Origin of the sequence: Candidatus Thioglobus autotrophicus, assembly GCF_001293165.1 — a bacterium.
Classification (GTDB): Bacteria; Pseudomonadota; Gammaproteobacteria; order PS1; family Pseudothioglobaceae; genus Thioglobus_A; species Thioglobus_A autotrophicus.
Window position 1 is genome coordinate 235,407 of the sequence record NZ_CP010552.1, and the last position, 13,807, is coordinate 249,213.

Annotated in this window: 12 protein-coding genes; 1 reads left to right on the plus strand and 11 read right to left on the minus strand. The window is 41.2% G+C overall.

Features of this window, described 5'->3' with window-relative positions; translation table 11 throughout:
* Nucleotides 1-2: 2 nt before the first annotated feature.
* Nucleotides 3-1,688 (minus strand): proline--tRNA ligase, encoded by a 1,686-nt coding sequence (locus tag SP60_RS01245; protein WP_053952179.1) that lies wholly within the window; start codon nucleotides 1,686-1,688, stop codon nucleotides 3-5.
* Nucleotides 1,689-1,745: 57 nt separating this feature from the next.
* Between SP60_RS01245 and SP60_RS01250 the strand changes: the two genes are divergently transcribed.
* Nucleotides 1,746-2,375 (plus strand): site-2 protease family protein, encoded by a 630-nt coding sequence (locus tag SP60_RS01250; protein WP_053950915.1) that lies wholly within the window; start codon nucleotides 1,746-1,748, stop codon nucleotides 2,373-2,375.
* Between the two features lie 2 nt (nucleotides 2,376-2,377).
* On the opposite strand, the gene SP60_RS01255 is transcribed toward SP60_RS01250, so the two are convergent.
* From SP60_RS01255 to SP60_RS01295, 10 genes are all read right to left on the minus strand, one after another.
* Nucleotides 2,378-3,751: a protein adenylyltransferase SelO gene (locus SP60_RS01255; protein WP_053950916.1), complete on the minus strand. Its 1,374-nt coding sequence runs from the start codon at nucleotides 3,749-3,751 to the stop codon at nucleotides 2,378-2,380.
* A 4-nt stretch (nucleotides 3,752-3,755) separates the two neighbouring features.
* Entirely contained in the window at nucleotides 3,756-5,186 is a 1,431-nt protein-coding gene (gene gatB, locus SP60_RS01260; RefSeq protein ID WP_053950917.1) for an Asp-tRNA(Asn)/Glu-tRNA(Gln) amidotransferase subunit GatB, read from the minus strand.
* Between the two features lies 1 nt (nucleotide 5,187).
* Entirely contained in the window at nucleotides 5,188-6,630 is a 1,443-nt protein-coding gene (gene gatA, locus SP60_RS01265; RefSeq protein ID WP_053952180.1) for an Asp-tRNA(Asn)/Glu-tRNA(Gln) amidotransferase subunit GatA, read from the minus strand.
* Between the two features lie 7 nt (nucleotides 6,631-6,637).
* Nucleotides 6,638-6,925: an Asp-tRNA(Asn)/Glu-tRNA(Gln) amidotransferase subunit GatC gene (gatC, locus tag SP60_RS01270; RefSeq protein WP_053950918.1), complete on the minus strand. Its 288-nt coding sequence runs from the start codon at nucleotides 6,923-6,925 to the stop codon at nucleotides 6,638-6,640.
* 2 nt (nucleotides 6,926-6,927) lie between these two features.
* Complete coding sequence (locus tag SP60_RS01275) at nucleotides 6,928-7,512, minus strand: hypothetical protein (protein WP_053950919.1); 585 nt, start codon at nucleotides 7,510-7,512, stop codon at nucleotides 6,928-6,930.
* Between the two features lie 21 nt (nucleotides 7,513-7,533).
* Nucleotides 7,534-8,610: a 3-dehydroquinate synthase gene (gene aroB / locus SP60_RS01280; protein WP_053950920.1), complete on the minus strand. Its 1,077-nt coding sequence runs from the start codon at nucleotides 8,608-8,610 to the stop codon at nucleotides 7,534-7,536.
* Nucleotides 8,610-11,378 carry an isoleucine--tRNA ligase gene (ileS, locus tag SP60_RS01285; protein ID WP_053950921.1) on the minus strand — a complete coding sequence of 923 codons (2,769 nt, stop codon included), beginning with the start codon at nucleotides 11,376-11,378 and terminating at the stop codon, nucleotides 8,610-8,612. Before ileS ends, aroB begins: the two co-directional genes overlap by 1 nt.
* Nucleotides 11,379-11,648: 270 nt before the next feature.
* Nucleotides 11,649-11,771 (minus strand): hypothetical protein, encoded by a 123-nt coding sequence (locus SP60_RS08485; RefSeq protein WP_257720055.1) that lies wholly within the window; start codon nucleotides 11,769-11,771, stop codon nucleotides 11,649-11,651.
* A 90-nt stretch (nucleotides 11,772-11,861) separates the two neighbouring features.
* Nucleotides 11,862-12,590, minus strand: coding sequence for a pseudouridine synthase (locus SP60_RS01290; protein ID WP_053950922.1), 729 nt, complete (start codon nucleotides 12,588-12,590; stop codon nucleotides 11,862-11,864).
* Between the two features lie 2 nt (nucleotides 12,591-12,592).
* A complete protein-coding gene (locus tag SP60_RS01295; protein ID WP_053950923.1) occupies nucleotides 12,593-13,792 on the minus strand; it encodes a tryptophan--tRNA ligase in 1,200 nt (399 codons plus the stop codon).
* Between the last annotated feature and the right edge of the window lie 15 nt (nucleotides 13,793-13,807).

Consider the following 13,807-nt stretch of genomic DNA (forward strand, 5'->3'; position numbering starts at 1 on the left):
TTTTATTCGGCTAATTTTTCTTGAATAAAGGCTAAAGCATCATCATAGCTAACTTCAAGCTTATCGGATTGATTTCGAGCCTTGTATTCAATATTGCCATTATCGGCATGAGTATCACTCAATACCATTCTGTGAGGAATGCCTAATAATTCTGAATCGGCAAACATAATTCCTGCACGCTCTTTTCGATTATCCAATAAAACCTCAATGCCCGCCTCTAAACACTGCTGATATAAATTATCAGCCAATGTCTTAACACGCGTTGACTTATTGTAATTAATCGGCACAATTACCACCTGAAAAGGTGCAATTGCCTCAGGAAAAATAATACCTCGATCATCATAGTTTTGCTCAATAGCAGCAGCAATAACACGCGTCACACCAATACCGTAGCAGCCCATGGTGGTGGTAACCGCTTTACCCGATTCGCCAATCACATTAGAATTCATGGCCTTAGAGTATTTGTCACCCAACTGAAAGATATGACCCACTTCAATACCACGCTTAATAATCAACTGCCCTTTCCCATCTGGAGAATCATCCCCGGCAACAGCATTACGCAAATCAGCCTCACTAAACTCAACACCCTGCCAATTTGCCCCAGTTAGATGCTGGTCCCACTCATTAGCGCCACAAACAAAATCACAGACTACACTGGCTGAATAATCAACAATTAACTCAATGCTCAAGCCTTTGACACCAATAAAGCCTTTTTTCAGTCCGAGTGATTTAATCTCTTCATCCGAAGCCAGCTCAAACTCACCAAATAAATTGTGTGCTTTAATTTCGTTCAACTCATGGTCGCCTCGAAGCGCTAACGCCTTAAGCCCTTCTGAGGTTTTAATGATTAAGGTTTTAATACATTGGGATGGTGCAACATTCAAGAACTCAGACACTTGTTCAATACTGGTCTTTTTCTTGGTTAATACGCTTTCTTCTACCGCTTGAGCATGACAAGTAACCTCTTGCTTTGAAAAAGCCACTTTTTCAATATTGGCTGCATAATCAGATTCGTTCGAGAAGCAAATCTCGTCCTCACCACTATCTGCTAACACATGAAACTCGTGCGAAGCGTCACCACCAATCGAGCCAGAATCTGCCAATACAGGGCGGTAATCTAATCCTAGACGGTCAAAAATCTTACAATAAGTCTGATGCATTAAGTCGTAAGTTTGCTGCAATGATGCCTGATCTAGATGAAATGAATAAGCGTCCTTCATTATAAATTCACGTGAGCGCATCACCCCAAATCGAGGACGAATCTCGTCTCTAAATTTAGTTTGTACTTGATAAAAACTCATTGGCAATTGCTTGTAGCTACGAATATACTGAGCTGCTAAATGAGTAATTACTTCTTCATGGGTTGGCCCCATGCAAAATTCACGACCATGACGATCATTAAAACGCAATAATTCTGGGCCATACTCCTGCCAACGACCCGACTCTTGCCAAAGCTCTGCAGGCTGTGTCACAGGCATTAGAACCTCTTGAGAGCCGGCCTTATCCATTTCTTCACGAACAATAGACTCCACTTTTTTAAGAATTCTAACACCCATTGGCAAATATGAGTACAAGCCTGAGGCCAGCTTAGAGATAAGACCGGCTCGTATCATTAATTGGTGCGAAATAATTTGCGCGTCATTTGGCGCTTCTTTTTGGGTCGGAATTAACAGTTGTGTGGTTTTCATATAAAATGAAGGTGTGATTTTTAATAATTGTGTTAATTTTACCCGAGCAACCCTATTATGATTGATATTCAAACACTATTAATTTATGCTATTCCTGTTTTATTTGCCATTACCGTGCACGAGACTGCGCACGGCTGGGTTGCTTCCTTATTGGGCGATCATAGTGCCAGAATGCTGGGGCGATTAACACTTAATCCCATCAAGCACATTGATCTAGTGGGTACACTTGTTGTGCCGGCTTTTTTGTACTTTACGGCAGGCTTTATCTTTGGCTGGGCCAAGCCGGTACCCATTAACTATAGAGCGCTCCGATCTCCTAAGCAAGACATGCTATGGGTGGCCATTGCTGGACCGGTGAGTAATTTTATAATGGCGGCCGCCTGGCTTATTACGCTCTTTATGGCTATGAATATCGGATCGCAATTTTTGGCAGATATGGCGCAAGTAGGTATTCAAATAAATTTACTACTTGCCGTACTCAACCTACTACCTTTGCCACCTCTTGATGGAGGTCGTGTCGTGAGCTCACTACTACCGCCCAAACTGGCTTACCAGTACGATCAATTAGAGCCTTATGGATTATTTATCTTACTAGGTTTGCTGTTTTTAGGTATTTTTCAAAGTGTTATTTTGCCGATTGTAAAATTCATTCAACAGTGGGCTTATACTTTAGTGGGACTCATCTAGAATTACGAAGAGCAACTAACACTCAACCCTTGTGCCCAATCTGGCGCCTCTTGGGTGTAATCATCAAAACCTGAGTACTCTTCAAAGGGATTACTAAGTAAATCAAACAAGGTCGTAATTTTATCGTAGCGCTTCTGGTCTTCAGCTTCTCGAATGGCTTCTTCTGCTAAATAATTACGCAAAATAAACCTTGGGTTGATGCTATTCATTAGTGCCACTCTTTGGCTGGATTTTTCCTCAGTAAGGCGCTGATCATATAAAGATAGCCAGCTTGAAAAATGTGCATCAGTGGATAATTGCTCCAGATCTGCCAAGCCTCTTAAAGCGTTAGTATAGTCTTTTTTATGTTTGCGTAATAATTCGAGAAATTGATTAATTAACTGATGATCTCCCTCATGTTGCTGAGTGAGACCAAACTTTTGTCGCATTAAAGATGAATAGGTTTTGATAAGCTGTGGCTCGTAAGCTTGCAAAATAGTCTTTGCCTGTTTAGCATCGATCAAACTTGATAAGGCTTCAGCCAAACGTGTTAAATTCCACAGACCAATACCAGGCTGTTGATCAAAACTATAGCGCCCTTCATGGTCTGAATGGTTGCAAATAAACTGAGGATCATAGCTTTCTAAAAACCCAAAAGGTCCGTAATCGATAGTAAGACCTAATATAGACATGTTGTCAGTATTCATCACCCCATGTGCAAAACCCTGCGCTTGCCAAGAGGCAATCATCACTGCAGTTCTTTTAACTACTTCCATTAAAAGATCAACATACTTGTGTGGCCCTGATAATTCTGAAAAATGATGCCCAATGACAAAATCAGCCAATTTTTTAACCTGTGCGGTTTGACCACGTGAAGCGAATAATTCAAAATGACCAAAGCGAATATGCGAGGGGGCTACACGCATAACAATAGCGCCCATTTCCAAATTTTCTCGATACACCTCAGTTGAGCTACCAACTAGTGTGAGTGCTTTTGTTGTCGCAATATTAAGCCCTTGCATAGCCGCTGAGCATAGATATTCACGAATAGAAGATCGTAATACCGCTCGACCATCTCCTTGGCGTGAATAAGGCGTTATTCCTGCGCCTTTGAGCGATAACTCTTGAAGGTTAACTTGACCAATTAAGCACGAACGTCCATCACCCAACTGCGGATTAAAATAGCCAAATTGGTGGCCTGCATAGATGCTCGCAATCGGCGGGGTGTTTTCAAATTTCTGTTCCCCTGTGCTAATCTTTACCAGCTGTTCATCTGTTAATGACAAGTCTAGCTCAGTATACAGCTGAGTATTTTTATGAATTAAAAACGGATTGTCTAAAGATTGCGTGTGTATGAGTGTTGAGAAATCAGCGCCAAGTTTAGCAAAATCAAGCATCCTCTTAGCTTAGCTTTTCTCTAAGCAATTGGTTGAGTAATTTTGGATTTGCTTTACCTTGTGAGGCTTTCATGGCTTGACCGACAAAAAACCCTAAAATCTTTTCATTGCCTGATTTAAACTGCTCAACTTGAGGGGTGTTATTAGCAATAATTTCATCAATAATTACCTCAATTGCACCCATATCAGTTACTTGCTTAAGGCCTTTAGACTCAATAATATCATCAGCAGAACCTTCACCCGACCACATCGCTTTAAAAACATCTTTAGCGATTTTTCCAGAAATTGTATCATCACCAATACGTGCAATTAATTGTGACAAATCTTGCGCTGATACAGGAGAGTCTTCAATATCCAGCTGATTTTTATTGAGTGAAGCAGACAACTCACCCATCACCCAATTGGCGCATAATTTGGCATTTTTTGCATTATCTTGCAACATAATTTCAAAATAATCTGCCAACGACTTTTGTGATGTTAGTATATCTGCGTCATATTCGTTCAATCCCAATTCAGCAATAAAGCGTGCTTTTTTCTCAACAGGAAGCTCAGGCAAGCTAGCTTTAATAGAGCTCATCAGCTCATCGGTAATTTCCACGGGTAATAAATCAGGGTCTGGGAAGTAGCGATAATCATTCGCCTCTTCTTTCGAGCGCATAGAGCGTGTTTCATGCTTAACCGCATCATACAAACGTGTCTCTTGCACCACCGAACCACCCTCTTCTAAAATATCTTGCTGACGCTCTACTTCTAAATTAATAGCGCGTTCTAAAAATTTGAATGAGTTAATGTTTTTAAGCTCTGCTCGTGTACCTAGTTTTTCTTGACCCATAGGACGAAGCGACACATTGGCATCGCAACGAAATGAGCCTTCTTGCATATTGCCATCACAAATACCAATATATTGTACTAAAGCATGAATTTTCTTAGCATAGGCAACCGCCTCTTTGGCACTGCGCATATCAGGCTCTGATACAATTTCAAGTAGTGGCGTGCCTGCACGGTTTAAATCAATCGCACTAAATTCATTAAACATGTCATGGACTGATTTACCCGCATCTTCTTCTAAATGGGCACGTGTTACACCTACAATTTTTGTCGTTTCACCAACGCTAATCTCAATTTCACCTTCACCAACAATGGGTAAATCCATTTGTGAGATTTGATAACCCTTAGGCAGATCAGGATAGAAGTAGTTTTTTCGATCAAAAATATTACGCTGATTAATATGAGCGTTAACTGCTAAGCCAAACTTAATTGCCTTGTTAACCGCCTCAACATTTAACACCGGTAGCACACCGGGCAAGCCTAAATCAACCGCACAAGCTTGAGAGTTTGGCGCTTGACCAAACTGCGTACTGGCAGATGAAAAAATCTTAGATTTAGTGCTTAACTGGGCATGAATTTCCAAACCAATAACTGTTTCCCATTCCATGTTAATCCTCCTGTGGCATCTGCTGATGCCAATCAGTTTGCTGTTGGAACTGGTGGGCAATATTAAGTAATTTTGATTCAGACCAATAGTTACCAATCAGCTGTAAGCCAACTGGCAGTTTGTCGGAGAATCCTGCTGGGATGCTCATACCTGGAAGGCCTGCAAGATTTGCACTGAGTGTATAAATATCGGCCAAATACATAGATACTGGGTCTTTTACTGAGCCCAAATCAAATGCGGTTGTTGGCGATACAGGCCCCATAATAACGTCAACTTCGCCAAAGGCTTTTTTAAAGTCCTCACTAATGAGATGGCGTGTTTTTTGTGCCTTTAAATAATAAGCGTCGTAATAACCTGCTGACAAAGCATAAGCGCCAATCATAATTCGGCGTTTAACTTCAGCGCCAAAAGCCTCTGAACGTGAGCGTAAATACAAATCTTCTAAATTTTTAGGATTGTCACAACGATAGCCATAACGCACACCATCAAGTCGCGACAGATTTGATGAGCACTCACAAGGCGCCACAATATAATAAGTAGGAATAGCGTAAGCAGAATTAGGCAGGGAAATTTCTTTAACTATTGCACCCATGGCTTCAAACTCTTTGACTGCATTCATGACTTGAGTGGCCACTTCATCATCCAAACCTTCAGAGAAAAACTCCTTAGGCAGGCCGATGGTTAAACCCTTGATGGAATCATTTAAATTGGCCGTGTAATCAGGCACTGCTTGCTCAGCAGAGGTTGAGTCTTTTTCATCAAAACCAGCCATGACATTAAGAACAATCGCTGCATCCTGCGCTGTTTTGGTCATTGGTCCTGCTTGATCTAAGCTGGAAGCGTATGCAATCATGCCGTATCTTGAGACGCGGCCGTAAGTCGGCTTGAGCCCTGTAATGCCACACAAGCTAGCAGGCTGACGAATAGAACCACCGGTATCTGTACCTGTGGCAAAACAACTTAAGCCGCCTGCGACGGCAGCTGCCGAGCCGCCCGATGAGCCACCTGGAATTTTATCGGCATTCCACGGATTTTTAACGGCGCCATAAAACGAGTTTTCGTTACTCGATCCCATGGCAAATTCATCCATATTAGCCTTACCCAGCATAACTGTGTCAGCTTGATTCAGTTGATGAGAAACTGTCGCGTCATAAGGTGAGATAAAATTATCCAGCATTTTAGAGCCGGCTGAGGTTTTAACGCCTTGCGTACAAAAAATATCTTTGTGCGCATAGGGAATGCCTGTCAGAATATTAGCACTACCTGCTGCGATTTTTTCGTCAGCCGCTTGTGCTTGGCTCATGGCTAACTCGTCAGTCACCGTAATAAAGGCGTTTAAATCTGAGCGCTTAATGCGATCTAAATAATGCTGAGTAATTTCTACCGATGAAAATTCTTTATCTTTAAGGCCTTGCGCAAGCTCGGCAATGGTTTTTTTATGAATACTCATCTTATTCAATCACCGTTGGCACTAAATAATGCTTATTGCCCGTTTTTGGGGCAATAGATTGAAATAAGTCTGACTGATCATGCTCGCTCACGACGTCTGCACGCAGGCGCTGAGTCATATGTAGCGGATGAGCCATAGGCTCAATGCCGTCTGTGTTAATAGTGCCTAGCTGCTCAGCCAAACCCAGAATGGCATTTAAATCTTTGGTGTTATCTTGTAGTTCAGCAGCGCTTAATGACAAGCGCGCTAAATAAGCAATTTGAGTAACTTGCTGTTCAGACAACGACATAATTATAACATTGGAATCTTGTTAAAGATTCTAAGTGGCTTAGAGAATGAAGAGCGTAGCATGTTTAGATCACGCTGCATCCATTGCATAGAATCTTGCATGGTTGTCATGTTTTTATTCATCTCTTCCATGTTAATTAACATTGGCTCTAACGAATCCATCTTCACACTAACGTGCGTTAAATCAACCGCAATAGAATCTAATGCATTTAGTTTTAATGCGATGACATCCATGTTTTTATCAACTTTTGAAAAGCTCTTCTGCATTTGTGCCACTGAGGTTGTCATTTGATTAACATTATTTGAAAGCTTTTCAATACTAGCAACCATGGATGACATATTGCCACCCATGTTAGGATCCATAGAGTTAGCAAGGCGTGTCATATCGCTGGTGATTGAGTAAATGACGATAAAAAATCCCATGATGATCGCACTAAACACTGCCAAAGCAGGTAGGAACATGCGCTCAAATTTTGAATCAGTACGCTTATCTGCATTCTCAAGCATTTTTTCCAAATCGGAAATACTCGATGTAATCATTACCTCATCATCTTTAATAGATTCTGGTTTTTGCTTGCTGTCTGTCATTTTTTTACCCTTAATATGTGGTTAACAAAAATCCCCAATTACTTGATCTAGCTGCTCTTTTTGATAATAATCGCTTAGATATGCCTCGCCTAATTTTTTCATTAGGATCAGTCGAATATTGCCATCAATCACTTTCTTATCAACGCTCATAGCTGATAAGAACTCAGAAGCGCTAATTTTACCGTCTACGCTGATTGGTAAATTAGATTTTTCTAATAAATCTTGAACCTGATCGACATCTTGATGGCTTAAATCCCCTGCCAATTGCGACAACTTGGCCGCCATGAGCATGCCCACTGAAATAGCTTCGCCATGTAAAAACACGCCATAACCCAGTGTGTTTTCAATCGCATGACCAAAAGTATGACCTAAATTTAACAAGGCTCTTTTGCCTGATTCCAGCTCATCTTGTGCAACAATATTGGCCTTATCTGTACAAGATTGGTACACCGACTGAATGATTAAGTCCTTATTTCGTCGCATTAAGTTTTGAATGTTATCTTGCAAAAATGTTAAGAAATCAGCGTTGCCTAATAAACCATATTTGATCACTTCAGCCATGCCAGCCGCATATTGTCTATCGTCCAATGTATCTAGCGTATCCACATCAATCAGCACACACTTTGGCTGATGAAAAGCGCCAATCATGTTTTTTCCTAATGGATGATTAACCCCGGTTTTACCACCGACACTCGAATCGACTTGAGAAAGCAAGGTAGTCGGGATTTGAATAAAACTAACACCTCGTTGATAGCTGGCAGCAGCAAAGCCTGTCATATCTCCCACGACACCGCCACCCAAAGCGATTAGCGTACAAGATCGATCAAAGCGATTTTCCAATAGCGCATCAAAAATTAAGTTAACGGTATCCAGTGTTTTATATTGCTCACCGTCAGGTAGCACTACTTGCGCTACATTCAACGAACCCAGCAGGGATTTAACTTGCTCTAAGTACAAAGGTGCAACCGTGGTATTGGTCACAATCATCACCTGCTTTCCAGCAATATGATTGGTTAACAATTTTTCTTGATCTAACAACCCTTGGCCAATATAAATCGGATAAGACTTTTCCCCTAAATCAAGCTCTAATGTTTTCATTAGGCAAACTCTCGTTTTTCGCCACTACCGACAACATTTTCAACACAACGACCACAAAGCTCAGTGTGCTCGGCATTCTGAGCCACATCCTCACGATGATGCCAACAACGCACACATTTTTCATGCTTGGATTTACTCACTTCAACAAATACACCTTCGCCCGCTTCAACACTCTGTTGAGTTTTATCACTGAGTGGATGAATGCGTGCATAAGAGGTGATAAAAACAAAGCGTAGCTCATCTCCCAGTTGACTCAATGCCTGAATGGTTTTATCGTCACAATATAGATCCACTTCTGCATCAAGCGATGAGCCGATAATCTTATCGCTACGCATGGCTTCCATTTGCTTACGAATAAATGGGTTGATATTTCTTGCGGTATCGATCGCTGTATTTTGATAGCCTACTGATAAACCTTCATACCACTCACTCAAGAAAATACTTTGAGTTTTTTCCTCGGGCATATTCTGCCAAATTTCCTCAGCAGTAAATGATAATACAGGTGCCAGCCAATGAACCATCGCCTCCAGAATATGATTAAGCGCCGTTTGTGCACTACGCCTAGCTCTTGAATCTTCCCCAGTGGTGTATTGTCTGTCTTTAATAACATCTAAATAAAATCCACCCAAATCATTACTACAGAAATTCAAAATCAATTGAATGGCATGGTGAAAATTGTACTGCTCGTAAGCTTGCAAAATTTGTACTTGTAAATCTGCTGTTTTAGCGACAATCCACTTATCTAAATCTAGCATACTATCGGCAGTTAGCGTATGCTGCTGAGGATTAAAACCACTGGTATTTGCCAACATAAAGCGCAGCGTATTACGAATACGTCTGTACGAATCAGCGCTACGCTTTAAAATTTCATCAGAGACGGTCATCTCACCGGTGTAATCGGTAGAGGCAATCCATAAGCGTAAAATATCAGCACCCAGATTATTAATCACTTTTTGTGGGCTCATTACATTGCCCAACGATTTGCTCATTTTCTTGCCGTCTTTATCAACTGTAAAACCGTGTGTTAGTACTTGTTTGTAGGGCGCTTTACCATTAATAGCGACTGAGGAAATAAGCGACGATTGGAACCAGCCGCGATGCTGGTCAGAGCCTTCTAGATATAAATCAGCCACATCAGATAGACCTTCTCTGGCCTTTAGAACAGCGAAATGACTCACACCAGAATCAAACCAAACATCTAGTGTGTCAGTGGCTTTTTCATAATCATCAGCATCATCACCCAACAGCTCTTGAATGTCAGTTTCAAACCAAGCTTCAATGCCGTTTTTTTCAATCATGGCTGAAACACTAGTAAACAGCGCTTGAGTATTTGGATGTAGTTCGCCCGTTTGCTTATGAGTAAACAAAGTAATCGGCACACCCCAAAATCGTTGGCGGGAAATACACCAATCTGGGCGATTACCTACCATCAGCTCGATGCGTTTTTTACCCCAATCTGGAATCCAATCAACCTTAGGGATTTGCTCATTAACTGCATCTCTTAAGCCATTATCCTGCATAGAGACAAACCACTGTGGGGTTGCTCTAAAAATAACTGGAGTTTTATGGCGCCAACAATGCGGGTAAGAATGCATCAATGACTCATGTTTGACCAAGGCATTGTTTGATTTTAAAATCTCAATAACACTGGCATTTGCCTTAAAAATAAATTGACCAGCCAATAGCTCGGTATCTTCAAAGAACACCCCGCGACCATCCACCGGACAATTAACCGGTAAATCGTATTGTTTGCCCACAACAAAATCTTCTTGACCGTGCGCAGGCGCTGTATGCACTGCGCCCGTACCCGCATCAGTGGTGACATGATCGCCTAAAATAATTGGTACTTGTTTGTCATAAAATGGGTGCTGTACTTTCAAACCTTCTAGCTCGCTACCCGTAAACACTTGGGTGGCAACACTTGCCTCTGACTCATAGCGAGATAAAGCATCTTGGGCTAATTCTTGAGCTAATAATAGATATTCATCACCCATATCTGCCAATACATAGTTAAGCTCAGGATGTAACGCTACCGCTTCATTTGCAGGCAGTGTCCAAGGCGTTGTGGTCCAAATAACCACAAAAACAGGCTTATCGACCTTAAAAATTGCATCACCAAGAACACGGAATTTAACATCGATCGCATCTGATTGCTTGTCTTTGTATTCAACCTCAGCCTCAGCCAAAGCTGAGCCACACTCTGTACACCAATGCACAGGTTTGTAGCCTTTAGAAACATGGCCATTTTCAACAATCTTGCCCAAGGCGCGCACAATATCCGCCTCATATTGAAAATCTTTAGTTAGATATGGATTATTCCAATCGCCCAAAATACCCAAACGCTGAAAATCAAGCTTTTGTTTAGCCACTTGGGTGTCGGCATATTTACGGCATTCTGCTCTAAAAGTATTGGCATCAATCTTGACGCCAACTTTGCCTTTTTTCTTTTCAACATTATGCTCAATCGGCAAACCGTGACAATCCCAACCCGGCACATACGGTGCATCAAAACCCGATAAAGACTTTGATTTAACAATAATATCTTTTAAAACCTTGTTAACTGCATGACCAATATGAATATCGCCGTTTGCATAAGGTGGGCCGTCATGTAGAGTGAATTTAGGCTTGCCTTGATTATGTGCTCGAATTTGAGCATACAGATCATCCTCTTGCCATTTTTTAAGAAATCCGCCCTCACGATTTGCAAGATTTGCTTTCATTGCAAACTTGGTGGCAGGCAGGTTTAAGGTGGATTTGTAATCAGACATTAGCGCTAAAAAGTATAAAAACTAAAAAGCACCATTATACGTGATAGGCTTGGTTTTTTGAAAACGAAAAATAGCGATCAGCGTGCAATCACAAACTACTTTTTAGATCTAAAATAAAGCTTCAAATAAATAGCCAATGCCACAGAGCTAAGCATAAAAAAGACAGCCGCCCAAAAGACACCATCTGTATTTAATTCGTTAATAGGCATAAGCAACTCTCTTGTTATTAATCACAAGAGAATCATATAGGTTTATTGGGAATTTGAGGTGTTATTTCTTAAAGAATTTGAATCTTCTGCCAATAACAAAAATAATAAAACTAACGATCGCCAGTGCAACCATTAACAGGCTCATGTAGAACACCGTATCGGTGTTAAGTTCGTTCATAATCATTGTTGTTTCCTTTTCTTATCTTTAACAACAACATTCTATCAACAATGCAAAAATAAATATTTGACCTAAGTCAAATATTATTAGATTAACTTAAAGTTTAACGGAATTAAGCAATAACTTAACTTGTCCCGGTTTTAAATAGTCATATTCATTAGCTCTAAGATTTTCAGGCATACGAATTTCGCCAAAACGAATACGAATTAAGCGCGAAACTTTAAAGCCTAAAGACTCCCAAAGACGTCTAACTTCACGTTTTCTTCCTTCTTTAAGCACCACCTTATACCAACGATTCGCCCCTTCGCCACCACCAATAGTGACACGATTAAACTTAGCATATCCATCATCCAGCTCAATACCGGTGGTGAGTTGTTTGATATCTTCACTTTCCACTTGACCTAATACGCGAACCGCATATTCACGATCAATTTGTGAGCTAGGATGCATGAGCTTGTTAGCCAAATCACCATTATTGGTAAACAGCAACAAACCCGAAGTATTGAGATCTAAGCGTCCCACCATAACCCAGCGAGACTCCTTCGGCAACAAACTATAAACACTCTTGCGACCTTCATCGTCTTTATTAGAGCAAATGACACCCGCTTGTTTGTTGAGGATTAGCACCTTAGTTTCTTCTTCTTGATAGCGCTCAAGATCCACACTTCTACCGTCGATTTTTACTTTATCGGTTATTTCACACTTGTCGCCAATTTGCGCAGCCTTATTGTTAATCTCAATACGACCCTGTTCAATTAATCTTTCTGCCCAACGACGTGAACCATAGCCCGCAGTCGCAATCAATTTTTGTATTCTTTCAGCCATAATTAATAAGTAATCCCCATTGAACCTCTAACTTCCGCCATGGTTTCTACTGCCACTTCGCGTGCTTTTTCAGAACCTTCGTGAATAATTTGTTTGATTAATTCTGGATCAGCTTGATACTTTGCAATACGCTCTTGCATTGGCGCCAATTCAGCTTGTGCCGCTTCAATCACAGGCTGCTTACACTCGACACAACCCATTTTTGCCTGTGTACAGCCATCTACCACCCACTCACAAGTTTGGCTATCTGAATACACCTGATGCAATTGCCATACAGGGCATTTATTTGGATCGCCAGCATCCGTTAGCTTAATGCGCGCAGGATCTGTTGGCATACGCTTAATCTTCGTCTCAATAGCCTCAGCACTATCGCGCAAAGAAATAGTATTGCCATATGACTTACTCATCTTTTGCCCATCAAGGCCTGGCATTTTTGACGCCTTAGTCAACAAAGACTCTGGTTCAGGCAATATAATTTTACCCACGCCCTCAATATACCCGGCTAAACGTTCGCGATCACCCAAAGTAATATTTTGTTGCTCTTGCAATAAGGCTTGCGCTTTAACCATAGCTTCATCATCACCCGTTTCTTGGTAAGATTTGCGCAATGAACGAAACAACTTAGCTTGTTTTTTACCCATCTTGCCAATCGCCGCCTCTGCCTTTTCTTCAAAGTCTACTTCACGACCATAAATATGATTAAAACGACGTGCCACTTCACGCGTCAGCTCAATATGTGCCACTTGATCTTCACCAACCGGCACCAAACTAGCCTTATACATCAAGATATCCGCACTTTGTAAAAGTGGATAGCCCAAAAATCCATAAGTGCCTAAATCTTTAGTTTTTAGCTTGAGTTGCTGGTCTTTATAAGAGGGCACGCGCTCCAGCCAAGAAAGCGGCGTGGTCATAGACAGGAGTAAATGCAACTCAGCATGCTCTGGCACTTTTGACTGGACAAAAATTGTTGCTGTATTTGGGTTAATCCCAGCTGCCAGCCAGTCAACCACCATTTCCATGACATTCCCTTCTAGATCAATTTTGTCAGAATAGTGCGTGGTAAAAGCGTGCCAATCTGCCACAAAAAAGTAAGAATCATACTCATTTTGCAGCTCAAGCCAATTTTTCAATACACCATGATAATGGCCTAAATGAAGCTGACCTGTAGGTCGCATGCCGGATAAAACTCGATTGTCTTGCATTGTTCTAGCGTTAAA

Coding starts and splice junctions, on each gene's coding strand:
- gatB (WP_053950917.1), bottom strand. CDS start 5,186: ATGGAATGGGAAACAGTTATTGGTTTGGAAATTCATGCCCAGTTAAGC.
- SP60_RS08485 (WP_257720055.1), bottom strand. CDS start 11,771: ATGATTATGAACGAACTTAACACCGATACGGTGTTCTACATGAGCCTG.
- SP60_RS01255 (WP_053950916.1), bottom strand. CDS start 3,751: ATGCTTGATTTTGCTAAACTTGGCGCTGATTTCTCAACACTCATACAC.
- aroB (WP_053950920.1), bottom strand. CDS start 8,610: ATGAAAACATTAGAGCTTGATTTAGGGGAAAAGTCTTATCCGATTTAT.
- SP60_RS01245 (WP_053952179.1), bottom strand. CDS start 1,688: ATGAAAACCACACAACTGTTAATTCCGACCCAAAAAGAAGCGCCAAAT.
- gatC (WP_053950918.1), bottom strand. CDS start 6,925: ATGTCGTTGTCTGAACAGCAAGTTACTCAAATTGCTTATTTAGCGCGC.
- ileS (WP_053950921.1), bottom strand. CDS start 11,378: ATGTCTGATTACAAATCCACCTTAAACCTGCCTGCCACCAAGTTTGCA.
- SP60_RS01250 (WP_053950915.1), top strand. CDS start 1,746: ATGATTGATATTCAAACACTATTAATTTATGCTATTCCTGTTTTATTT.
- SP60_RS01290 (WP_053950922.1), bottom strand. CDS start 12,590: ATGGCTGAAAGAATACAAAAATTGATTGCGACTGCGGGCTATGGTTCA.
- SP60_RS01295 (WP_053950923.1), bottom strand. CDS start 13,792: ATGCAAGACAATCGAGTTTTATCCGGCATGCGACCTACAGGTCAGCTT.
- SP60_RS01275 (WP_053950919.1), bottom strand. CDS start 7,512: ATGACAGACAGCAAGCAAAAACCAGAATCTATTAAAGATGATGAGGTA.